This is a genomic window from Heliomicrobium undosum, assembly GCF_009877425.1.
Taxonomy (GTDB): domain Bacteria; phylum Bacillota; class Desulfitobacteriia; order Heliobacteriales; family Heliobacteriaceae; genus Heliomicrobium; species Heliomicrobium undosum.
Genome location: NZ_WXEY01000012.1, coordinates 12,297 through 34,899, shown reverse-complemented (window position 1 = coordinate 34,899; position 22,603 = coordinate 12,297). Strand labels below are relative to the sequence as shown.

The following is a 22,603-nucleotide window of genomic DNA, read 5'->3' as shown; positions in this document are numbered from 1 at the left end:
CAGGTGAATCGCTACCCGCCGCGCAGCGTCTTCAGTCGGAACCTCGCCAGGAAACGTTCAAAGACATCCGGTTCAGCCCGGATGGTCACCACGATCTCCGGCAGGCGGAAGGCGCCGATGGAGACCTTCCGTTCCGCGCCCAAGTCGACGCGCCAACCCTCACCCTCGAAGCGCCCCTGCGACTGCTCCACCCCGCCAAGCTCGACGAGGCATTGGCCAAGCTCCCGTTTCGTGATCGATCGCATGCGCATCTCTTTTTCCAACATGCCACATCCTCCGTTCATGTTCTTCTGCTTATTCTGCTTATCCCATGCCTTTCCGGCTTGTCCGAAGGGCCTTCTTCTTGTTATTGTAATCTCTGACGCACGAAAAAGTCTCATCTCATCCTGTCACCTTTTCGCTCCCGACGCCGTCTCTACTATGGAAACCCAAAAGGGACCGTTGCGCAACGGCTATAAGGGGGAGAAGAGCATAGACGGCCATCCCATCGCCATTTCAACGCCGATATACGGTGAGAATATGGAACAGCGTTTTCAACAACTGTATCGGGAAATGGCGCCCAAGTTGGGTCGCCAGGCCACCTTCCTTTTGGGGGACCCTGCCGCTGCGGAGGATCTCGTCCAGGAGGCCTTCCTGCGGTTGCATCGAACCGGCCTCGACACGGTGGAGCACCCCGCCGCCTGGCTGAGCAAGGTGATCAGCAACCTCTGCTACAGCCACCTGCGCAGCGAGGGCAGCCGCCGGCAGCGCGAGGAAAAGGTTTTTCTCCGGACCGCCGCCGAGATGTCGGCCACAACGGCGCTGTCGGCGGAACAGGTGGTGCTGGAGCGGGAGGAGGCGCGCCTCACCCGCCTGGCCCTCGACCGGCTGCAATCGAGAGACCGCCTCGTCCTGCTGCTCAAGTTCTCCGGATTCAGTTACGATGAGATCGCCGCTGCAACCGAGATCGGCCGCAGTTCCGTGGGCACGGTGCTCATTCGCGCCCGCGAGCGATTCAAAAAGGCCTACGAACAACTGCTCCGCAACCAGCCGCACAAAGGGGGGGTGATCCGATGAACTGCCGTGATCAGGGAACCTGGCAGGCTTTCCTGGACAATGAAGTATCCGCTGCCGAAAAAGAAGAACTGCAACGCCACCTGGACACCTGCGCCCCTTGCGCCGCCACGCTGTCAGAACTGACGGAACTGGAACATTGGTCGAACCGGCAGGTGACCGCTTACCAACAGGTAATCGAGACCGAGGCCCCCTTCCCGCCGGCGACCGCCCTCCCGCCCTTCCAACCCGACAAGCTCCGCGCTCCCCTTCCCAAGGACAAACAAGGAGGAACCATGATGACAACACAATGGAAAAAATGGCTGAGCGTTGCCGCAGCCGCCGCCCTGGTGACAGGCGCTCTGACGGTCGCCCCGGTGCAACAGGCTGTCGCCGATTTCCTCTCCCTCTTCCGGGTGCAGAAACTGCAGGTCGTTCAGGTCTCGCCGGAACAGATTAACGACATGGCCCAGGCGGTCAAGTCCAAGGTCGGTCAGGTCGACCTGAAGCAGTTCGGCCAGGTCGATGTCCTGAAAAAACCGGAAGAGAACCGAGTCTCTCCCGCCAAAGCAACCGAACTGCTGCCCTTCGCCTTCAAGCAGCCTGCCTTCCTGCCTGACGGTTTCAACCGTCCCATCGAAGTGGCCGTCTCTTCCGAGGGACGTTCCGAGTTCCGCCTCGATGTGGCTCAGGTGAACAACCTGCTGAAAGGGATGGGGGCGACCACTCTGCTGCCGGAGAGCCTGCAAGGCAAAGCCTTCGGCTTGCGCATCCCCGCCAGCGCGCGGAACGCCTTCGTCCACGAGGGGAATCACAGCCGCATCAACCTGAGCCAGTTCTCCAGCCCGGAACTGACCGTTCCCGCCGGCGTCAATCCGCGCGACCTGCGGGCGGCCCTGCTCGACTTCCCGCTCCTGCCCCAGGACGTGCGCACCCAGTTGGCCGGCATCGAAGACTGGCAGCACACCATGGTCGTTCCCGATGTGGACGGCTCCGTCGAAAAAGTCGACATCAACGGCGCCGAAGGCGTCTACAGCGTCAACAAGCGCGGCATCAGCCACCTGTTCTGGGTGGATCAAGGCGCCCTCTATCAAATGAACGGCCCCGTCGATAAAGATACGCTCCTGAAGGTGGCCCGCTCGCTGAAATAACCGCCGGCAGCCAGCCGACGGCAAGCATATGAGGTGAACCCGTGCCGGCCATTGAAACGATCGGATTGACGAAAACCTATCAAGGCCGCGGGGGCTGCCGGGATATTTCCCTGGCCGTCCCCCGCGGCTCCATCTTCGGCCTCCTCGGCCCCAACGGCGCCGGCAAGAGCACCCTCGTAAAAATGCTCGTGGGCCTGCTCAAACCGACCGCCGGTGAGGCTTACTTGCTGGGCCGCCCCGTCGAAGAGGTGGCCGTCCGCAAACGGATCGGCTTTTTGCCGGAGGCCTTCCGCTACCACGACTGGCTCAGCGGCGAAGAACTGCTTCGCTTTCACGCCTCCCTTTACGGCCTCTCGGCGCAAGAGACATCGGCGCGGCTCCCCGTCGTCTTGGAAATGGTCGGTCTGGGGGAACAGGGGCGCAAGCGTGTCGGTGAGTACAGCAAGGGCATGCAGCAGCGCATCGGCCTCGCCTGCGCCCTTCTGCCCGACCCAGAACTGATCTTCCTCGATGAACCCACATCGGCCCTCGACCCCATCGGGCGCAAGGAGGTCCGCGACCTTCTCGTCCAACTGCGCGCCCAGGGCAAGACGGTCTTCCTTAACAGCCACCTCCTGAGCGAACTGGAGACGGTCTGTGACCGCATCGCCATCATCAAACAGGGCCGGCTGCTCTTCCAGGGCGACTGGCGGGAACTGGCCGGGCCGCTGCGGCAGGCGCGGGTCGTCGTCAACGCAGACTGCTGCAGGACACCTTTTGACCTGGCGCGGATACCTGCCCTTTCCGGCGTCTCCCTGACGCGGGAGACACCTTTGTCCGCCGGACTGGACAAAACGCCTCGCACGGAGTGGGTCTTCACCTGGGAGGAAGGAACACCCGACATCCCCCGGTTGGTGGAGGCGCTCGTTCACTCGGGCATCCCCATCCATGAGGTGGCCCCCCTGGCCGGTTCCCTCGAAGAACTGTTTCTCGAAACCATCGCCGACGGTTAGGAGGGATCAGACCTGTTCGCCATTGCCCGCCTCACCTTCCAGGAGGCGTCTAAAAAACGGATCTTCCTGCTCACCCTCCTGCTCTCGGCTGTCTTTCTCGCCCTCTACGGCGCCGCGTTGCACCTCTTCGCCAAAGAATTCGCCAAAATACAGTCGGTCCCCGGCAGCGTCCAACTGATTGCCCGGCAAGTCATGGGCCAGCAACTTCTGGGCGCCGGCCTCTACTTCTCCTCTTTTCTCCTGGCGCTGCTGGCGTTGTTGGCCAGTGTCGGCTCCATCGCCTCGGAGATCGAAAACGGCCTGCTCCAGGCCATCGTGTCCAAACCGATGCGGCGGCGGGAGATCGTCCTCGGCAAGTTCCTCGGCTACGGCATCCTGCTGACCGTCTACGCCCTGCTCCTCTACGCCGGCATCATGCTCCTCAACGGCCACTACAACCATTCGGCGCTCACGGCGCTGAACACCGGCAGCCTGCTGGCGGGAGCCGCCGTCTTCCTCCTCCAGCCGTTGTTGCTCCTGGCCGTAGCGCTGCTGTTCAGCACCCTCTTTCGCACCCTCACCGCCGGCATCGTTTCCGTCATGCTGTACGCCCTGTCCGTCATCGGCGGTTTCCTCGAACAGATCGGCGGTCTGATCAACCGCGGCGACCTCATCAATACGGGCATCGCTGTCAGCCTGATCATCCCCAGCGACACCCTCTTTCGCAAATTGATGAACATCGTCGGCGGCGGCGACACCAACCCGCTGGCCTCCCTGGCGGCAGGCCCCTTCGGCGTCACGGCGCCGCCGAGCAACCTGATGCTGGCCTATGTGGGCCTCTATATCGTCGCTTCGCTCTGGCTGGCGATCCGGGTCTTTGATCGCAAAGACTTGTGATGTCCGCCAAAATCAAAAAACGGGCGGGAACGTTACGTTCCTGCCCGCCCCGCCGGCGCTGCCGGCGTTTTTTTATTGCTTTCTGCCGCTTTCCTCTCGCATGGACTTCAACTTGTCGGCCTCGTCGGCCAGTTCGCGCGATTGCCGCTTGAGGATTTCCGCTGTATGCTCTATGGCGACGGTGATCCGCTGAGACACTTCTAGGGCGTGGGCCGTCTTATGATCGAGGGATCCCGACTCGTCGGCGATGGCGCTGATGAATTCGCGGATCCGGTCGGTCCCGGAAGCGGACTGGTGGGCCAGTTTTTTCACCTCGTCAGCCACGACGGCAAAGCCGCGTCCGCTATCGCCCGCCCGGGCCGCCTCGATGGCGGCGTTGAGGGCCAGCAGGTTTGTCTGGGCGGCGATGTTCTGGATCTGATCGATGATCTCCGCCGAGTCTTTGCTGAAACCGCGGATCCGGCCCGAGTCCTCCGACAAACGGGTCATCTCATCGACCATCTCCGTGGCGCCCTGGATGATCGTCTGGAAGCTGTGGGAGAGATCGTCGTTGGTGGCGCCGATCTGGGCCACCGTGTCGGCCACCTGCTTGTTCAGCACGATCAACCGTTCATAGGTCTCCTGGACCCGCAGCTTCTCCTGCTCGCTCAGACTGGCCCACCGCTCCGCCGCTTCCGCCTCCTGCGTCTTCCGGGACAGGTTCAGTTCGTTTTCTTTGATCAGGTAATACTTGCAGCTGTCGACGCGGTTGCGTTGGCTAAAAATCGCCCGCATCATCTCAGCACAAGTGCCGTAACCACAGCACTGGCAGTTGATTTTGCGTTCCTCTTCCGTGGGCTTATGCAGGTTTTCCCAAATCCGTTCCGCCTCTTCCCGCCTCGGTTCAGCGGAACGGCAAAGGGCGGAGCGATCGGTGTAGGCGCGGGAGAAATCGAGTCCGCTGCGCTCCAGTTCGGCATAGACCTGCTCAAAGGGCTCTTTTCCCTTGGAAAAGAGCCCGCTTTTTTTCTGTTTATGTTTTTCCACTTGCGCCTTTTTTCGCTCGTCCATGACCCGATCGACCTGGTAGCGCGTCAAGTGGTGGGTGGTCGCCGGACCGACATTGCAGCCGTGGAGGCAGTTGAGGATGTCGACCAGAACGGGCGCCTGGCCGCGCCGGATATCCTCCTTCAGCATAGGGATGTACTCGCTGTAGACTTCTCCGGCCCCTTCGACGCGGGGGATGTCGGCTCGGTCCACCGGCACGCCGAAGCGCTGAAAGGTCTCTGTTAAACCGCCCGGCTGGGAATAGACGACGGCGCGCTCCGCCTCCGGCGAATCGAAGGCGGACAGCGCCAGCCGGCTGAGGTCGATCCTCTTCTCGGCGAAATAGCGGTCCAGGGAGGCGTAGGTGACGTTGTAGGAAACGATCCCTTTCGTATTCGGGTCGTGAAACTCGCGCCGCTTGGCCAGACAGGGACCAACAAAAGCGAGCTTGAGGTTTCGAAATTCGGGGCGGCCTTTCACCCAGACGGCGGCATCGAGCGCCGGCGAGTGGGTGGGGGCGAGATAGGGAATCAAATCCGGTTGGTAGGTCTCGATAAAGGTGACGATGGCCGGGCAAGGCTGGGCAATGATCGGCTTGCGCGCCCCCGCTTTTAAGGCCTTCAGGTAGAGATAAGTGGTCAGTTCGGCGCCGAAACTGACGTCGATGACTGCCTTGACCCCCATCTGTTTCAAGGCAGTGATCAATTGCGGGAGCCGCCCGTGATAGTTGACGGCAGCCGCCGGCGCGATCAGCACGCCGATGGCAATGCCCTTTTGCAGATCCGATAGAAACTCCGGAAAATCGTCAACGCCGGTCCGGGCCTTGTGGCCCTTGGCGTTACAAATTCGGACACATTCGCCGCAGCCGATGCAAAGATCGTCAATGACGGAGACTTGGTCGGCTTCGACGACATTGCATAACTTGACCGGGCAGGCTTCCAGACAAGCAAGACAGTGCTTGCATTTTTCTTTGTCCACTTGAATCACTTTTGGCAGCGCCAATTCCTGCTCCCCTCCCAAATACCCCTCTGGTCATCTCTATTCCTTTGACGAGGCGCTTAGCGCAAAATAAAAAAACCCCACCGCTTTGGGGGTGGAGTGGTGGAGTTCGATGAGGCGGCGCGCTCTTTCGCTTTGCCCCTTTATTCTAACGAAAATAGTACAAAATGAGTAGTAATGAACTAAGTTATTTTTTTAATTTTCTATCTTTCCTTTTATTCCAAATCCTACTATCCCAGATTTTCTCGACTCTTTCGGACAACATCACCGACTCTTTCGGGCTATTCAACGTTGCCGATCCACCGCGCCAGCACCTCGGCCAGTTCCTTGATTTCCACCGGCTTGCTCAGGTAACCGTCCATGCCGGCCGCCTGGCATCGTTCCCGGTCTCCTTGCATGGCCATGGCTGTCATGGCCACAATGGGCACGCGCTTGCCCGTGCCTTCTTCCATAGCCCGAATGCGCCTGGTCGTTTCGAAGCCGTCCAGTTCCGGCATCTGGCAGTCCATCAGGATCATTGCGAATGCCTCTTCTCTGTAAGCCAGGATGGCTTCCGTCCCGTTCTTCACTGCGCGGACAGGGTATCCCAACTTCTTCAACTGCGCGCTGGCCAGCTTTTGATTGACAGGGTTATCCTCAACGAGCAGCACCCGCTTCCCATTACCCGGAGGTGAGGAAACCCGCATGTCTTTTGTCACGGAAGCGGTCTTTTCCCCTGGAAGCTTCCCTCCTGAGGGTGTCGTTCCTGGGAGTGTCGTTCCTGGGGCTGTCGCGGAGCCCTTTCCGCCTGCCGCAGACTTCGCGCGCTCTTGCGCCAGGGGAAAGGGAATGACGAACCAGAAGGTGGATCCCTTGCCCGGCTCGCTTTCCAGGCCGATCTCTCCGCCCATCATATCGACGAGGCGTTTCGAGATGGCCAGCCCCAGGCCCGTCCCTCCGAAGCGCCGGGTGGTGGAGCCGTCGGCCTGCGTGAAGGGCTGGAAGAGGCGCGCCTGCACATCCTTTTCAATGCCGATGCCCGTGTCGGTGACATCAAAGCGGATCCGGAAGCCTTCTCCCTCCCGGGCCAGCAGGCTCGCCACGATCGACACCTGCCCGCCATCTGTAAACTTGATGGCGTTGCTGGTCAGGTTCAGCAGGATCTGGCGCACCCGGACGGGATCGCCGAGCAAGGCCTTGTGAATCCGGGCATCGACGAGGGACGTGAGGCCAATCCCCTTCTCGCGGGCATGGCGCTGCAACAGTTTTTCGACGCCGTCGACAAGCGGTTCCACATAGAAGGGAACCGACTCCAGTTCCATCTTGCCGGCTTCGATCTTGGAGAAATCGAGGACGTCATTGATGATCGCCATCAGCAGTTGCGCCGACTCGTGAACAGTGACGGCACAGTCCCGTTGTTCTTCGTTCAGGGGCGTATGGAGCAGCAGTTCCGTCATACCGAGGATGCCGTTCATGGGGGTGCGAATCTCATGGCTCATCATGGCCAAAAAGTCGCTCTTGGCCTGGTTGGCCTTTTCGGCCGCCTGTTTTTGCCTGACCAGTTCTTCCTCGGTTTTCTTCAACTCGGTGATGTCGGAGACGAAGCCTACCACGCCGGAGGGTTGCCGCTCGCCCTTTTCATAGTAGGGTTTGGCGTAGTTGTAAAAGATGTGTCCGCCCAGTTCGTTGATGAACTCATGGACTTCTCCGCGGAAAACACCCTCGATGGCAGGCACGGAGATCCGGGAGAACTCAGGAGGATGGACTTCTTCGATAGCCCGGCCCTTGACCGATTCGGTCGTGAGGCCGAACTTCTCCGCCAGGGCGCCTTCATTAAAAGTGAAGCAAAACCGGCCGTCCGACTGCCGCATCAACTTAAAGACGATGTTCGGCAGCATCTGGATGGTCTGTTTAAACTCGTCGGCCAGCCGCAGGCGCTGCTCCTCGGCCTGCTGCCGTTCTGTCACATCGATGCCGGTGGAGATGATGTACTCGGCCTGTCCTGATCGATCGTAAAGCAGGGCGTTGGACCAGGCGATCATGCGCAGTCGTCCCGTTTTGGTGACCCAGTGGTTTTCATTTTTCCAGAGGAAGGTCTCTTCTTGGGGATGTCGAAAGGCCGCTTCGAGCTTTTCCGCCGTCTCCGGCAGCAGCAGGAAGTCCCAGAGCATTCTTCCTTTTACCTCGTCAAAGGTGTAGCCGGAAACCTCTTCACAGGCGCGGTTGAATCGGATGATACGGCCCTCCAGATCCAGCACCAGGATCAGCGCACCGGAGGTGTCCAGGACGGTGGAGATAAATACCTGCTCATGGCTCAACTCCAGGTTGGCGTCGGCCAGCGCCTGGGTGCGTTCCTGGACCTTCTCTTCCAATGTTTCTTTGGCCTGCCGGATCTGCTGGAACTTTTCCTGCAAGGCGCCGGCCATCACCTGGAAGTTGGCGATCAGGTCGTCAAATTCGGCAATGGGGCTTTGGGGCCAGTTTACCTTTGTCCGGGAGAGAATTTTGTCGGGCAGGTCCCGGGTTACTTCGACCAACCGGGAGACGGGGAGGGCGCTCTGCCGGCTGTGCCAGGCGCCGATGGCCAGGGCGGAGAAGGTAAAGGCCAGCATGAGCGCCAGGTTGCGGATGTACTCCTCCATGAGCCGTTTTTGATAGGGCGCCAGCGGGATCTCGACGATCACCTTCCAGGGGATGTGGGCGCTCACTGTCGTCTCCCGGAAATAGGTCGATCGCTGCCATTTCGTCACCGCCGGCAGGTTATTTTCGGAAGGCGCTCGTTGCATCAGTCCGTCTTGAAGCGGGACAACCTCGCCCGTTTGTCTGCCGGCAAAGTCGGTCATGAAGGAAAGGTCCGCCCGGGTGCTCGCCAGGACGTGTCCGGTCTGGTCCAACAGAGTCACCTGGGTGTGTCCCGTCGAGTCAATGGAAGAGGTGAGCTGGTGCAAGCGGATAAAGTTAAGGTTTAAGCGACCGGCGGCGATGCCGAGCAGGCGGTCCTCTCTGAGCACAGGGATCGCCGTCACCACAGCCGGGAGACCGTCCTTATCGAGGAAGGCTTTCGACACATAGGGCTCTTGCGTCTCCCTCACCTGTTGGATGCCTTGTTCTGTCATCGATTCGGAAGAGGCCTGCGAATCGAATCCGGCGATGGGGACGCCGGCGGTGTCGTACAAACGGATATGGGAATAGTCCATGCGGATATGCTGGGTCATTTCCAGCGCATCCCGGAGCTTCGGCACAGGGCGCATATCGGCTTCCGCGGCGATGCGGGCGACCTCCTGCAACAAACGCAGCCCTTCCTGGTAGCGGAGGCCCAGCCGTTTCCCCGTATTGGCGGAGACATTGTCCAATTGGGAAATGACCGTCTGCTCGATTTTGGTAAAGGCGTCGCGGCTGTAAGCCGTCAGCATCAAAATCGCCGGGATCAGGACAAAGGCCATGAGCGACAGATACCATGTCTGCGCAAGGGTGCGCCGGAATTGTGGGCGAAGCGGAATCCCCCAGCGGTCGAAAGGGACATAGAGGAGCAGCAGGCTGGCGATCAGCGCGTTGAAGATCCCGTTGGTCCCTTGTTTCAGCACCACCAGCAAGGTCAATGTGGGATCGACATGCATCACACCATAATAAAAGACCCAGGCCAGCGGCATGCCGACGAAGACCCAGAACAGGCTGGTCGCAAAGACGAGGCCGTGGGGCCATCGCCGCAGCGCCAGTCCTGCCGTTAGGGTTTCCAGCACGAAGATGATGGCGGCATAGGGGTGGTTCCACAGGATCAGTGTATACCCGGCCACCAGGGCGGAAACAGCCATGCCCCAAGGCAGGCCGAAGAGAACGAGCACGATCATGACGGCGATGCTGCCGAATAAAAACTCGACGCCGAAAAAGAGGGTCAGGTTGAAGTAGTTGCCCAAAAAGCCGAGACCCGTTAAGGCGAGCAAAAGAAAGAGCCCCGGCAGGGTGGCGGGGGACGGTAGGATCGCGGTCTTTTGTGACGCCCCCTGATCGGGTGACACAGCGGGGGTTGGCGAGTCAGTGGCACTGCGTTGTTTCAGCTGGGTCGGCAACAATGGAAGCCCCCCCCTCGCAGATTTCATAGACAAGTAGGTATTTCTGTGGATTCGCGTGATATCCTGCTGTGCCAAATTTGTTATTGTTGATACATGGTCATTATAGCTCGCGAATATTTATCGCGCATTCTGTTTCCTACGAGAAAGGGGGCTTCGCAGTTACCATTCAACCTTGCCGAATTGGCGCTTTCCATGCGATGATATGCGTAATCACCTTGCTGGTTGTAATATCCTCTCCTTAGATTTACAATGCTCGGTGCAGTACCCAGTGAATGACGTTAAACTCACTTGCCCCATCCGCCGCTGGCGTGTATGGAGGAACTGCGCCTTGCCGATTTTTCTTTATGGAGGTTTTATGATGGGACGAAGGCTGATTGTGAACATGTTAATCCTTGCGCTGTTTTCACTGTCGCTGACAGCGTGCAACCCGCAGCGCCCACCTTCTTCCGGGACTTCTTCAGAGACTTCTTTAGAAACTTCTGCCAGAGAAATCGCGACCCAGGATCCTGCGCTGGACAAGGTATTCGCGTATATAAAAGAAAACGACGGTCACGCTAAAATGTCCCATGTCAGGGTCATTTTTGACCAGAAGATAGAAGAATACCGGTTCCTAACGATTCTTTTCAAGGAAACCAATCGCAATTGCCAGTCGTTAGTGGTATTTACCGGCGAGAAAAATATCATAACTGCTCCTATTGATGAGCAACCCCACATCGCCTTTACTTCCGCCGTCGCTTCAGGCGGACCGGGAATAACCACGACAGGAGTCCGCAACCCAGAACACGCCTTCGTTTTCATCGGCGGGAAAGTCAATGATGATAAAATAAATGAGATGAAGATGATCTTTACCGATGGAAAAACAGGGGCAGTCAAACCGACGGAGGATGGCTATTTTCAATTTGCGCAGGTTGACAATGACCCTATGATCGTAGAAAAAATCCACGCCCTGGATCAAAACAAGAACACTATCTTTACATATCCGCCGTACCCTCCAAGGGCCGTGAATGAGTAAGCGGTTCCCTAGTTTAAACCAAAATACCGGTTCAAAACGTCATCAAGCACTTTCCATGACAAAATCAGCGGCCTGTCTCGTTCTTGTTGAGGACTTGCGCCCTTGACAACTAATTTTAGCCGTTTAGCCGGATAGTCTCTTAATGAATCCTGCTTAAGTATCAATTGGCGAAGACCGCCTTTGCCGGTCCGATAGGGACTTCTGCTCATCGCCCCGACGGAGAAATCCTTTCCATCGCCCCCATCGCATAGTTCGCAAATCGGATAGCTTCCCCTACCATCTTTATCAATGCCAATTACACGAAAGAGGGCTTGATTGCCGGATTGTAACGTATAGCTGAACACATCGCCAACTTCGAATTCACTTACGTATTTGTTCGACTTTGCCACTTTTTTCGTGGCTGGTTGGGGAGAATTCAATTGAGCCTTTAGTTTCTCTAATACTTTTTTTCTCTGTTTTAGCAACGTCGGATTATGGTCCCATCGTTGGAGATCTACACCGTTATCAATGATTTCCAAAGCTCTTGATTTAACTTCATTCTCTAGTCTTCCATACTTCCACTGCGTGGCCGCCAAGGCCAACCAAAAAGAGGGGGCTTCATCGGGGTCATTCAATGCATGCTGCCATTCCGCCAGCAACAATTTGGTCGCTTCCGGACCTTCATGTCCTTGCCCCAAAAGCTCCCGGTAATCATCGCGAACGTCACAAGCCAAATCATCTGAAAAAATCGCTGTTCCCCAAGCGCCCAAGAGAATACCTCCCTTTCATACATGTTGTGAAAAAGATGAGGAAAACCCGTAAGACACTGCTGCGCCTTACGGGTTTTAACCTATTCTTCCATGAACTTAACTGTTTTGCAAGGCTTTGTGAATCAATTTGCCTACATTCCAATGGCTAGACAATGCATAAATATCCCACATCTTAGGTTCATATCCCAATGGTTGACCTTCTTCATTAACGAACTTCTTTTCGTTCGATTTATAGAATCCGTAATCACTAGCATAATCTTTTTCATTTATTTGAGTCGAGTACACCGTTTGAAAAAATCCGCTTGTCCACCCCGCATTATTCACAATAAGAGGGGGAAACAATAGTTCCTTAGGGCTGAGTTCAACCGGTTGTACAATTCTATCATAGTTTGTCTGATAAACATAAATTAAGTTTTTACCTTGAATTAACTCAATTGGACTTACCAAATCTGCTTTGATCACTTTTCCGTAAAAGTATACGCCTTCTTTTCGGTTGGATGACGAAAACGTCTCCTGATTTTGGCCTTTTTCGGGAGGGTTTCATTTTAATAAGTAAATTACGCGCTTCCATCGTTTATCCTTTCTTATGGCTACTGATCTTCAGCAACATGTAATGCTAGAGCCTTATGAACCAATCTACCGATGTATCCGTAGCTAGACAATGCATACTGATCCCACAGCTTAGGTTGATATCCCAATGGTTGACATTCTTCATCAACGAATTTCTCGATATTTTTTATAGGAACATTCAATTCATCTGCATCATAAAATCCATAATCGACAGCGTGATCCTCTTGCGTCACCTTAGTCGAGTAAACCGTTTGATAAAATCCCATTGTCCATCCCAATTTACTTACAATCAACGGTTGAAATAAAAGTTTTTGAGGGTTAAGTTCTACTGGTTGTACAATTTTTTCACAAACTGTGTGATAGATAAAAACGAGATATTGTCCTTGGATAAAAGCTGATGGGCTCGCCAAATCTGCTTTAATTACCTTCCCATAGACATATATGCCCTCTTTCGGCTGAATCACAAAAACGTCGCCACTTTTGGGCTTTTTTCGAGAAGGTTTCATTTTAACTAGCAAATTGAAATTCTCCATTATTAAAAATATGCCCCGTTTCTTCTACGATATCTTGGACACCAATGGAACGCAGTTCACATTTGGTATTTGCTTCATTTAGGGAAGGGTACAATGTTCCTACACCACGAGTTTGGTTGCGTTGTGGATATAAAATTAGTATAATTCAAAAACGTCATCTTCAACTTCACAATTAAGATACACAAACCATTGATAGTAACCCACCTCCCTTTCTTCCTTCTGCAACGTCATAAAGAAGTCGCGACTCGTCCACTTTTAACGCAAATGCGGACAGCAATTGTCGCACTTTCTCATCTTCAAGGGCGCCGACAATCCCCTCAACATCACGAAGAAGATCCTCTTCTTCTACTATTCCGTCTTCATACCGCTGAAGGGCGATAAAAATTCGAACGGTCAATCGTTTGGTGTGGTCATTATCATGGTTACTATAAAATCTCACTACTTATCCCCTTTCCGTTATGGGATGTAGAAGAAATTAATTTTTAACTATACCAACAATCTTTTACGAGTCAATAGGATGTTTTACATTTATTTTTCGTAATATGTAATTATTTGCGTAGCATCGCCATCGCGGGGAGTTCTTCTACGAGGATATGGACTTAACCCCAAAAAAGTACGGCTAAAGAAAACACCCCCTGACATCGCAAACACTTTGTTTGCAATACTCCAGAGGGTGCATCACGTCACATAATACTTCCCGCCTACATCTCCGTCGGCTTAAAAAAGGTCTTCAACGCCCCGTACACTTCGCTCTTATCCCGGATCGTCACCGTCGAAAACTTCGAGCCCTGGACTTTCCGGAAGGCGTTCATCAACGTGCTGGAAAAATGAGACCGGACGATTTCGCCGTAACCGAACTGGTTGCACTTGCCCAACAAGTCGTTGACCAGGCGGACGCACTGTTCGTTGTCGGTCGACAGGTTGTCGCCGTCGGAGAAGTGGAAGGCGTAGATGTTGTAGTCCTGGGGCGGGAAGCGCTTGTCGATGATCTCGTTGGCCAGTTGGTAGGCCGAGGAGCAGCGCGTTCCGCCCGATTCGCCTTTGGTGAAGAATTCCTCCTCGGTGACCTCCTTCGCCTCCGTGTGGTGGGCGACGAAGACGATCTGGACGGCGTGGTACTTGGAGCGCAGGAAACGGGTCATCCAGAAGAAGAAGGTGCGGGCGATGTACTTTTCAAAGTTGCCCATCGAACCCGATGTGTCCATCATGGCCAGCACGACGGCGTTGGAGTGGCGCTCGTGGTGGATCTCCCAGGTCTTGTAGCGGAGGTCTTCCGGCAGGACGGGGAAAAAGCCGGGGGTCCCCTTTAGGGCGTTTCGCTTAAAGGCCTCGATCAGGGTGCGCTTGCGGTCGATGTTGCCCTGGAGCCCTTTTTTGCGGATGTCGTTGAAGCGGTAGGATTCGGTTTCCAGTTCGGGGGCGGCCTTTTCCTCCATGTTGGGGAGGTTTAAGTCGGCAAAGAGGATGTCTTCCAGTTCGTCGACATCGACTTCAGCCTCAAAGTAGTCCACGCCCGGCTCGGATCCGGCGCCGCCGTTACCCTGACCGGGCGTCGGCTGCAGTTCCCGGCCGAGGACATCGCCCACCTTGCTGCCGCCGTTGCCCTGGCCGACGTGCTTCTGCTTGTTGTAGTCATAGCGGATGCGGTACTCTTCCAAGGAGCGGATGGGCACCTTCACCGTCTTCTGGCCGTCGTTGAGGATCAGCGCTTCCTCGCTGATGATCTGGGGGAGGTTTTTCTTGATCGCCTCGCGCACCTTTTCCTGGTGGCGGGTCTGGTCGATGAAGCCCTTGCGGTGGAGCGACCAGTCCTCCCGGCTGATAGAGAAATCGCCGGACATTCCGACCACCTCCTAGCGGTTGAGGAGGGAGCCGGTGTAGCGGAGCAGTTCGTTGGCGCAGACGTGGCAGTAGCCGTGATCCTCGATCAGGCGGGCTGTCACCTCGTTCATCCGCTTCAACTGCTCGGCGTTGGGCGTGCGGCTGGAGGTGGTGATCTTGACGACATCCTTCAGGTCGGCGAAGAGCTTCTTCTCGATGGCTTCCTTGAGCCGCTCATGGGAGGTGTAGTCGAAGCTCTTGCCCTTGCGGGCGTAGGTGGAGAGGCGGATCAGGATCTCTTCGCGGAAGGCTTTTTTGGCGTTTTCGCTGATCCCGATCTGCTCTTCTATTGATCTCATGAGCTTCTCATCGGGATCCATCTCCTCCTCGGTGATGGGATCCTTGAGTTTCGTGCCGTTGCAGAAAGATTCCACGTTGTCGAGGTAGTTGTTGAGCATGGTCCGGGCCGACTCTTCGTAGGCGTAGACGAAGGCCTTCTGAACCTCTTTTTTGGCGATATCGTCAAATTCTTTGCGCGCGATGGCGATGTAGTTGAGCAGGCGGTCCCGCTCCTCCTTGGAGATGGAGGGGTGCTGGTCAAGGCCGTCTTTGATGGCGCGCAACACGTCGAGGGCGTTGATGCAGACCGTGTCTTTGCGGATGAGGGCCGACGAGAGGCGGTTGATGACGTAGCGCGGGTCGGCGCCGCTCATGCCCTCATCAAGGGCTTCGTTTTGCAGTTCGACGAGGTCTTTTTGTTTAAACCCTTCCACGTCCTCGCCGTCGTAAAGGCGCATCTTTTTCACGAGGTCCATGCCCTGTTTTTTCGATTCCTTCAGCCGGGACAGGACAGAGAAGATGGCGGCGGCCCGCAAGGCATGGGGCGCGATGTGGATGTGGCGCAGGTCGGACTGGGAGATCAATTTTTCATAGATGCGGACCTCGTCGCTGACCTTCAGGTTGTAGGGCACCCGGACGACGATCATCCGCGAGATGAGGGCCTCGTTTTTCTTGTTCGAGACGAAGGACTTATATTCGCTCTCGTTCGTATGGGCGCAGATGAGTTCGTCGGCGGAGATGAGGGCGAAACGGCCGGCTTTGAAGTTGCCCTCCTGGGACAGGGACAGCAGGTTCCATAGGAATTTTTCGTCAGCTTTTAACATTTCCTGGAATTCCATCATGCCTCTGTTGGCCTTGTTCAGTTCCCCGTCAAAGCGGTAGGCCCGGGGATCCGACTCAGAGCCGTACTCGGAGATGGTGGAGAAGTCGATGGAGCCGGTGAGGTCGGCGATGTCCTGGCTCTTGGGGTCAGAGGGGCTGAAGGTGCCGACGCCGACGCGATTTTCTTCGGAGAAGAAGATCCGTTCAACAGGCACATCCTCGATACGGCCGTTCCACTCCGTTTCGAGGCGCATGCGGCAGTGCGGGCAGAGGCTGCCTTCGATGTAGACGTTGTACTCATGCTGAAAATCCTCCCGCAGTTCTTTCGGGATCAGGTGGAGAGGCTCTTCATGCATGGGACATCCCTTGATGGCGTAGAGGGCGCCCAGTTCGGTGCGGCTAAACCGCTCCAGGCCCCGCTTGAGCATCATGACGATGGTCGATTTGCCGCCTGAGACGGGACCCATGAGCAGGAGGATCCGCTTGCGGACCTCGGTGCGGCGGGCGGAGGAATGAAAGTACTCCTCAACGAGCGTCTCCAGCGTTTTGTCTAAGCCAAACATCTCATGAGAGAAAAACTTGTAGCGCTTGACGCCGTTGATCTCCTCCACTCCCTCGGAGACGATCATGTTGTAGATCCGGGAGTGGGCCAATTGGGTGATGAAGGGCCGCTCCTTCACCAAATGGAGATAATCCCGGAAAGTACCTTCCCAGGCTAACTCTCTCTCCCGCTGCCGGTAGTTTTCCAATTTATTGAGAAACTCCAAATCGCTCCCCCCTGTTCTTATCCGAAGGCATGGCCAATTTCTTCCTGTATGCCGCGCCGTTAGCCCCTCCACCATATTAGTAGCGTAGTTGCTGGATGGTTACTTCTACCTTATGCGGGCTAGGGTGGAACAAACACAGGGGTTGTCCGATGATTAAAGGCAAACAATCAACGAATCAGTGACTTGTGACTCAGTCATTCAGAGGGACGATATTCTCGATGGAAATCTCTCCCGTGTAAAAATCGATCCCGTAGTAGTAGTTCTGACCGCCCCGCGTAGCGGAAATCAGCCACAGAATGCCCTCTTGGTACGGCACTAGGTGGGCATTTTTAATCGAATCCTCGTGGATACCCTTCGCCTGAAGGATATCGATGGCCTTATCCCTGGAAATCCCACTTTTAGCCAATGCTGTTCCGATGACGGAAATATCTCCCGTCCGCGTATCTGTTTCGAGCCAGAGAAACTTTGTCTCGCCGCTTCCGTCTTTTCCGGTCACCATCGTGGCCGATGAACCGTATTCTTCAAAACGCAGCAGGGCCTTTTTTATATTGGTTATCTCTTTAAGAAGCTTGTTGTTTTCAACGAACTGGGACGCTTCCTTTTCAAGCGGGCCATAGGAAGAGCCAACAAGGAGGTTCCCTTCCATGCCCTCTTTTTTATTTTTCTTTTGCCGGATTGAGACCGCTTTTTCAGCGTCATTCCAATCAACCTTATAGCCCAGAATGTCCGAAAAAGCACGGAGGGGGATATAGGTGTTCCCTTCCAATTCTTTCACTGGTTGCTCTATGGTATAGGCATTTCCTACCTCATCGGTGAGTTGATTTAAATGTTCACCGAGGAGAAAACGATGGAACCGATTGGCGACCATAAGCCCGCTATTGTCCCTTTTTACGGAATAACCCAATAAATTTTTCACATCCGATAATGAAATATACAAGCGATCGTTGATCATCACTGGCTGCCAATGAATATTGTCGACCCTATCGTTTAACTTCAACTGAATGCCCACGTTTTTTTCTGTTTTTTCCGGATAATCTGACGCCTCTGCCCCTGTGAGTTGACAGGCCAGTAACACCGTTGAAATTAAAACAATCCTTTTAATCATTACTTACAACTCCTAAAACTTAAGTAACCTTGCCGTAAGGATCGTATCCATTACGGCAAGGATGTAAAACTACTGTTTGTACTTAATACTTGGGCGCAAATTGATCGAAGTAAATACCGGAGTAATTTCTTCCAAATGCAACGAAAACACTATAGGGGGTAACAGACCAATTGTCATGAACTTCCATATACTCATGACCAGCGGTAGAACCATTTACTGTATACTGAGTCCAGCCGACCCCTGTAACGGAATGGGTACCGTAATAGGTTTGACTATAAAATGAAATCACATTGGGACCGTATGTATTGATACCGGATTTGTAGGCGCTGTATGTGGCGCTTAAATACCAGGCTTTTGCAGTCGATGCGCCATGACTACGCGCAAAACTTTGCATGCCCGGAGAAATGTTATTTACCGGGGTCGATCCCGAACTGCTGGTTCCCATCGCTTGTCTGAGCGCATAAAGAAGTTGTTCGTTCGTCAATCCCGACGTGAGAGACGAATAACCTTTTGAAGCCCAATACTTCATGATGTTGGCCGCTGACGTCGGAGAACACCCGGAGTAACCGCCTCCCCACAAGGAACTGGTCGTTTGTTGGAGATCAGGTACCCCGCCGATTAACGTAAAACTGTTTGACCCGGTTTCAAAGCTAAGGCTGTCGGTAACACCGTCACTGGTAGTGCCAATCTCTCCCGGAAAGATGTCGTCGATTTGTTTACGAAGTTTGCGAGCGTCATTATTTTGTTCTATTTTCTTCTTTGGCTTAGGTACATTTTCTTCTTTTGCGATAGATATTTCTTCTTTCAAGGAAATAATCTTAGCCGAACCATCAGACAGTTCACGTTTTAGGCCGTAATATGCCGGACCAATCGCGACTACCTTTTCAGAAGTTGCTTTTTCTTTTGACTTTGATTTTAATTGACCTATTTGCTCACTGTCCATTGCGCTCCCCTCACAAGAGAAGCTGAGGATGGGGTACTCATCCGGGTCAGCGCTAACTTCGACAAATCCTGCTTTTTCTCCATCACTAGTAATGTTAACGATATAGCTAAATACCGAATCAGACGTATCGTATACAGGGACAGGTTCCTGTAACTGAATTTTCTTGGACAACCAGGTCGAATCTTTGTTTGCTTTTTTGTCAAGAGCAATCTGAAAGGCAGCCGCCTTTTTAGCTTCAGAAGCAGAAATCTTATCCCCCGAAGAGCCGTCAGCAAAAGACGCTGTGGGGAGCGCAAGCATGAGCAAGGAGCAGCTTAATCCGATAAGTCGTAGAAATCCCTTTTTCATTGTTTTCTTCCTTTATTAATGCAAACTTGTAAACCGCTTTGCTGTTATGTCTTATTTTGGAAAAAAAGTAATCTGGCTGCAATGTCACCACCTTCTGTTTTTTACTGAAGTAATTTTACAATATTTATTTTTTTTGTTCAACCATATTTTAAGCCAATTTACACTCCATTAAGGTGTATATGTTAATAGTTATTTTTTTCGCTTTCTATAAATTTATATTTAACATTAATAGTTATATCCACCGATGTAACCTATTCTCTAAAACAAACAGCCTGAAGTTCACCGCTGTTACGGATGCTTCAGGCTGTTGTTTTTATATCCGGCCTTTTCGTGCTTTGATGTTGGCTATAATGGCTTTTTCCGAGCGATCAGAGAACTCTGTCGCCGCCACAGCGGTGATGTTTTCTGGATCCTGAGCGGCCACATGGCGGACCGTCTGGGTCGAATCGGGAATAGGTTTTTCCGGTGTCATTTGGCTGTCCCTCCTCATGCGTTTGACCAACTCGCTATTGAAGGCAGTAAGCCTAGTATGTCCAAGAACAGCCTGGGTACCGGGGAGAAAAAGCGGCCTGTAACTCGAGGCAGTAGTTAAAAGGCCGGCACGACAGCCCCTTGGTACTTCTCACCGATGAACTTCTTCACTTCGGGGCTGGTGAGCGCCTTGACGAGCTTCTGGATCGCTTCGTTGTTCTCGTTGCCGTTCTTGACGACGACGATGTTCACATAGGGCGAGTCCTTGCCTTCCATCGTCAGGGCGTCTTTGAGGGGGTTGAGGCCGGCGCCGAGGGCGAAGTTGGTGTTGATAACAGCGATGTCGGCGTCATCGAGGATTTTGGGCAGCATGGCCGCTTCCAGTTCGGTGATCACGAGGCCTTTCGAGTTCTCTTTGATGTCTTTGGTGGTCGCCTTCACGCCGGCGTTGGGGTCAAGTTTGATGAGGCCGGCTGACTGGAGGAGCAACAAGGCGCGGCCGCCGTTGGTCGGATCGTTCGGGATGGCGACTCTGGCCTTTTCCTTCAGGTCGGCGAGGGACTTTACTTTGTGAGAGTAGACGCCCATGGGCTCCACATGGACGCCGGCCACGGTCTTCAGATCCAGCTTATGTTCGTCGGCGAAGGTGTCCAGATAGGGCTTATGCTGAAAGAAGTTGGCGTCAAGTTCACCGTCAGCTAGGGCCAGGTTGGGCTGCACATAGTCGTTAAACTCGACGATCTTCAGTTCAATGCCGTCCTTGGCCAGGAGATCCTTAGCGATCTTCGCGATCTCGGCATGGGGCACCGGGGAGACGCCAAAGCGGATCGTCTTCGATTGGGCTGCCGTTTGGCCGTTATTGCCGCCGGCGGCTTTGCCGGTCGTATCCTTGGCGCCGCAGCCGGCTGCGCCGAGGGCGGCTACGGATAGCACCAGGAGGCCGCCAATGAGGCGGGTGACTTTTTTCTGCAACAGTTGGTTGAACATAATTGTGATTCTCCTTGTCTGTTTTTTGCTGTGGTGTTGGTGAGTTTCTCTGTGTCTGTATTTCCTGCAACCTGTGTTTCCGGGGCATCTAAGCGCCCGATACTTTTCTGCGTTTAAGGTCTTTTCTGCGTTACAGTTTTCTAAGGTGTTCTTCTTGCACATTAGCTGTGTTCTCTGTGTTCCTCTGCTTCCTTAAGGTGCTTTTCCTGGAGCCTTCGCTCGCCCCTTTCTCGCCGCAGAAAGGCGAACGCTATTTTGTCAGCTTTTCACACCAGCCCGCGGCGCTTGCGGATCCGCCCGGTGAGCCAGTCGCCGAGGCTCTGGAAGACCTGCACCATGGCCACCAGTACCACGACCGTCACCCAGGTCACATCGCTGTTGTTGCGCATGTAGCCTTCTCGGATCGCCAGATCGCCCAAACCACCTCCTCCCACAGCGCCGGCCATGGCCGAGTAGCCGATCAAGGTCACAAAGGTGATGATGATCCCCAGCAGCAGGCCGGGCAACGCTTCCGGCAGGAGCACCTTGCTGATGATCTGTCCTGGTGTCGCCCCCATGGCCCTAGCCGCCTCGATGATGCCCTTGTCGACCTCTTTGAGGGAGGCCTCGATGATGCGGGCCACGAAGGGGATGGCGGCGACGGTGAGGGGGACGATGGCGGCCTGGGTGCCGATGCGGCTGCCCACGAGCAGCTTGGTCAGGGGCAGGATGGCCACCAGCAGGATGATAAAGGGGATGGAGCGGAAGATGTTGACGGCGATGGCGAGGAAGCTGTTGACGAGCCGGTTGGGCAGGACGCCGGCTTTCTCCGTCACGACCAGGAGGATGCCCAAGGGGATGCCGAGGAGCGTCGAAAGGCCGGTCGCCGCGATAACCATGTAAAAGGTCTCCCATGTGGCCTGCAAGTACGTCTCATTCACGGTCGATCACCTCCACCTTCACATCGCGGGAGCGGATATAGGCGAGCGCCTCGTCGACCTTGACCGCTTCGCCAGTCAACTCCAACAGCAGCGTGCCGAAGGGTGTCTCGCGGACGGTGTCGATGTTCCCGAAGAGGATGTTGGCGTCGACGCTAAAACGGCGGATGACTGAAGCGAGAAGGGGCTCTTCTGTCGCGCCCCCTGCAAAGGTGATCCGAATGAGGCGACCGCCGTTGCTGCGCTGAAAAGTACCTGCCGCGAGGAGGTGGCGGAGCTTCTCCCCCTCGAGGGCGCCCCGGACGAATTCCTTGACGACGGGCGAACGGGGATTGGTAAAGACCTCGCGCACTGGTCCAGCCTCGATGATCCTGCCGCCTTCGATGAAGGCCACCTCGTCGCAGATCTCCTGGATGACCTGCATCTCATGGGTGATCAGGACGACGGTCAGGTTGAAGCGCCGGTTGATGTCGGCGATGAGTCGCAGGATGGACTGGGTCGTCTGGGGATCGAGGGCGGAGGTGGCTTCGTCACAGAGCAGGATCTTCGGGTGGTTGGCCAGCGCCCTGGCGATACCGACGCGTTGCTTCTGGCCGCCGCTCAGGTGGGCCACATAGGTGTCTTCCTTGTCTTCCAGCCCGACGAGGGGCAGCAGTTCCTTCACCCGCGCCCGGATCTGCGCTTTGTCCATACCGGCGATCTCCAGGGGGAAGGCGATGTTCTCGCCGACGGTGCGGGAGGTGAGCAGGTTGAAGTGCTGAAAGATCATGCCGATCTGCTGGCGAAGCGCGCGCAAGCGGCTATCGTCAAATCGGGCGATGTCCTCGCCGTCGATGACGACGCTGCCCTCGCTGGGCCGCTCCAGCATGTTGATCGTGCGGATGAGGGTGCTCTTGCCGGCGCCGCTCGGCCCGATGATGCCGTAGATTTTTCCCTCAGGGATGGTAAGGTTGATCCCGTCGAGGGCGGTGAAGAGCCCCCCGGCGGCGGGGAAGACTTTTTTCAGGTTGCGGATTTCGATCATGGTGTCTCCTCGTTTCGGTGAAGTGTAAAAACTCGCTGACATGAAAAACGCTGGTGACGCGAAAAAATGA

The 22,603-nt window shown here is 55.0% G+C and carries 19 protein-coding genes and 1 pseudogene; 5 read left to right on the top strand and 15 right to left on the bottom strand.

Translation table 11 applies throughout. The annotated features are described in order from the left end of the window. Positions 1 to 11 precede the first annotated feature (11 nt). Entirely contained in the window at positions 12 to 266 is a 255-nt protein-coding gene (locus tag GTO91_RS11550; RefSeq protein WP_161258873.1) for a hypothetical protein, read from the bottom strand. Positions 267 to 420: 154 nt separating this feature from the next. Here GTO91_RS11550 and GTO91_RS11545 point away from each other — a divergent pair, with 154 nt between their 5' ends. From GTO91_RS11545 to GTO91_RS11530, 4 genes are read left to right on the top strand one after another with little or no spacing between them, the layout of a single operon-like run. Further along, positions 421 to 1,056: a sigma-70 family RNA polymerase sigma factor gene (locus GTO91_RS11545; protein WP_235919557.1), complete on the top strand. Its 636-nt coding sequence runs from the start codon at positions 421 to 423 to the stop codon at positions 1,054 to 1,056. Then, positions 1,053 to 2,183: a zf-HC2 domain-containing protein gene (locus GTO91_RS11540; protein WP_161258912.1), complete on the top strand. Its 1,131-nt coding sequence runs from the start codon at positions 1,053 to 1,055 to the stop codon at positions 2,181 to 2,183. Before GTO91_RS11545 ends, GTO91_RS11540 begins: the two co-directional genes overlap by 4 nt. A gap of 41 nt (positions 2,184 to 2,224) precedes the next feature. Further along, on the top strand, positions 2,225 to 3,175 hold the full coding sequence (locus GTO91_RS11535; RefSeq protein ID WP_161258872.1) for an ABC transporter ATP-binding protein: 951 nt from the start codon (positions 2,225 to 2,227) through the stop codon (positions 3,173 to 3,175). Positions 3,176 to 3,187: 12 nt separating this feature from the next. After that, positions 3,188 to 4,051 (top strand): ABC transporter permease subunit, encoded by an 864-nt coding sequence (locus GTO91_RS11530; RefSeq protein ID WP_161258911.1) that lies wholly within the window; start codon positions 3,188 to 3,190, stop codon positions 4,049 to 4,051. Between the two features lie 72 nt (positions 4,052 to 4,123). Here GTO91_RS11530 and GTO91_RS11525 read toward each other — a convergent pair whose 3' ends face one another. Beyond that, positions 4,124 to 6,079, bottom strand: a complete 1,956-nt coding sequence (locus tag GTO91_RS11525) for a [Fe-Fe] hydrogenase large subunit C-terminal domain-containing protein (protein WP_161258871.1) — start codon at positions 6,077 to 6,079, stop codon at positions 4,124 to 4,126. Between the two features lie 278 nt (positions 6,080 to 6,357). Beyond that, entirely contained in the window at positions 6,358 to 10,122 is a 3,765-nt protein-coding gene (locus GTO91_RS11520) for an ATP-binding protein (RefSeq protein ID WP_161258870.1), read from the bottom strand. 331 nt (positions 10,123 to 10,453) lie between these two features. On the opposite strand from GTO91_RS11520, the gene GTO91_RS11515 reads away from it, so the two are divergent. Then, positions 10,454 to 11,137 carry a hypothetical protein gene (locus GTO91_RS11515; protein ID WP_161258869.1) on the top strand — a complete coding sequence of 228 codons (684 nt, stop codon included), beginning with the start codon at positions 10,454 to 10,456 and terminating at the stop codon, positions 11,135 to 11,137. Between the two features lie 8 nt (positions 11,138 to 11,145). Here GTO91_RS11515 and GTO91_RS11510 read toward each other — a convergent pair whose 3' ends face one another. From GTO91_RS11510 to GTO91_RS11455, 12 genes and pseudogenes are all read right to left on the bottom strand, one after another. Beyond that, positions 11,146 to 11,886 carry a hypothetical protein gene (locus GTO91_RS11510; RefSeq protein ID WP_161258868.1) on the bottom strand — a complete coding sequence of 247 codons (741 nt, stop codon included), beginning with the start codon at positions 11,884 to 11,886 and terminating at the stop codon, positions 11,146 to 11,148. 96 nt (positions 11,887 to 11,982) lie between these two features. Then, positions 11,983 to 12,360: pseudogene (locus GTO91_RS11505) on the bottom strand (Imm26 family immunity protein); the annotation flags it as partial. 116 nt (positions 12,361 to 12,476) lie between these two features. Beyond that, complete coding sequence (locus GTO91_RS11500; RefSeq protein ID WP_161258866.1) at positions 12,477 to 12,974, bottom strand: immunity 26/phosphotriesterase HocA family protein; 498 nt, start codon at positions 12,972 to 12,974, stop codon at positions 12,477 to 12,479. A gap of 187 nt (positions 12,975 to 13,161) precedes the next feature. Continuing rightward, positions 13,162 to 13,428, bottom strand: coding sequence for a hypothetical protein (locus tag GTO91_RS11495; RefSeq protein WP_161258865.1), 267 nt, complete (start codon positions 13,426 to 13,428; stop codon positions 13,162 to 13,164). Positions 13,429 to 13,690: 262 nt separating this feature from the next. Then, a complete protein-coding gene (yhbH, locus tag GTO91_RS11490; RefSeq protein WP_161258864.1) occupies positions 13,691 to 14,830 on the bottom strand; it encodes a sporulation protein YhbH in 1,140 nt (379 codons plus the stop codon). A gap of 12 nt (positions 14,831 to 14,842) precedes the next feature. After that, on the bottom strand, positions 14,843 to 16,738 hold the full coding sequence (locus tag GTO91_RS11485; RefSeq protein ID WP_161258863.1) for a PrkA family serine protein kinase: 1,896 nt from the start codon (positions 16,736 to 16,738) through the stop codon (positions 14,843 to 14,845). A 190-nt stretch (positions 16,739 to 16,928) separates the two neighbouring features. Continuing rightward, positions 16,929 to 17,843 (bottom strand): stalk domain-containing protein, encoded by a 915-nt coding sequence (locus tag GTO91_RS11480; RefSeq protein ID WP_161258862.1) that lies wholly within the window; start codon positions 17,841 to 17,843, stop codon positions 16,929 to 16,931. 82 nt (positions 17,844 to 17,925) lie between these two features. Then, positions 17,926 to 19,134, bottom strand: a complete 1,209-nt coding sequence (locus GTO91_RS11475; protein WP_161258861.1) for a hypothetical protein — start codon at positions 19,132 to 19,134, stop codon at positions 17,926 to 17,928. A 313-nt stretch (positions 19,135 to 19,447) separates the two neighbouring features. Beyond that, the gene (locus GTO91_RS11470) at positions 19,448 to 19,606 is read right to left on the bottom strand and encodes a hypothetical protein (RefSeq protein ID WP_161258860.1); all 159 of its coding nucleotides are present in this window, start codon (positions 19,604 to 19,606) and stop codon (positions 19,448 to 19,450) included. Between the two features lie 116 nt (positions 19,607 to 19,722). Next, positions 19,723 to 20,592 (bottom strand): MetQ/NlpA family ABC transporter substrate-binding protein, encoded by an 870-nt coding sequence (locus GTO91_RS11465; protein WP_161258859.1) that lies wholly within the window; start codon positions 20,590 to 20,592, stop codon positions 19,723 to 19,725. Between the two features lie 266 nt (positions 20,593 to 20,858). Then, positions 20,859 to 21,512, bottom strand: a complete 654-nt coding sequence (locus GTO91_RS11460; RefSeq protein ID WP_161258858.1) for a methionine ABC transporter permease — start codon at positions 21,510 to 21,512, stop codon at positions 20,859 to 20,861. After that, a complete protein-coding gene (locus tag GTO91_RS11455; protein ID WP_161258857.1) occupies positions 21,505 to 22,533 on the bottom strand; it encodes a methionine ABC transporter ATP-binding protein in 1,029 nt (342 codons plus the stop codon). Before GTO91_RS11455 ends, GTO91_RS11460 begins: the two co-directional genes overlap by 8 nt. Between the last annotated feature and the right edge of the window lie 70 nt (positions 22,534 to 22,603).

Coding starts and splice junctions, on each gene's coding strand:
- GTO91_RS11550 (WP_161258873.1), bottom strand. CDS start 266: ATGTTGGAAAAAGAGATGCGCATGCGATCGATCACGAAACGGGAGCTT.
- GTO91_RS11545 (WP_235919557.1), top strand. CDS start 421: ATGGAAACCCAAAAGGGACCGTTGCGCAACGGCTATAAGGGGGAGAAG.
- GTO91_RS11540 (WP_161258912.1), top strand. CDS start 1,053: ATGAACTGCCGTGATCAGGGAACCTGGCAGGCTTTCCTGGACAATGAA.
- yhbH (WP_161258864.1), bottom strand. CDS start 14,830: ATGTCCGGCGATTTCTCTATCAGCCGGGAGGACTGGTCGCTCCACCGC.
- GTO91_RS11480 (WP_161258862.1), bottom strand. CDS start 17,843: ATGATTAAAAGGATTGTTTTAATTTCAACGGTGTTACTGGCCTGTCAA.
- GTO91_RS11475 (WP_161258861.1), bottom strand. CDS start 19,134: ATGAAAAAGGGATTTCTACGACTTATCGGATTAAGCTGCTCCTTGCTC.
- GTO91_RS11470 (WP_161258860.1), bottom strand. CDS start 19,606: ATGACACCGGAAAAACCTATTCCCGATTCGACCCAGACGGTCCGCCAT.
- GTO91_RS11465 (WP_161258859.1), bottom strand. CDS start 20,592: ATGTTCAACCAACTGTTGCAGAAAAAAGTCACCCGCCTCATTGGCGGC.
- GTO91_RS11455 (WP_161258857.1), bottom strand. CDS start 22,533: ATGATCGAAATCCGCAACCTGAAAAAAGTCTTCCCCGCCGCCGGGGGG.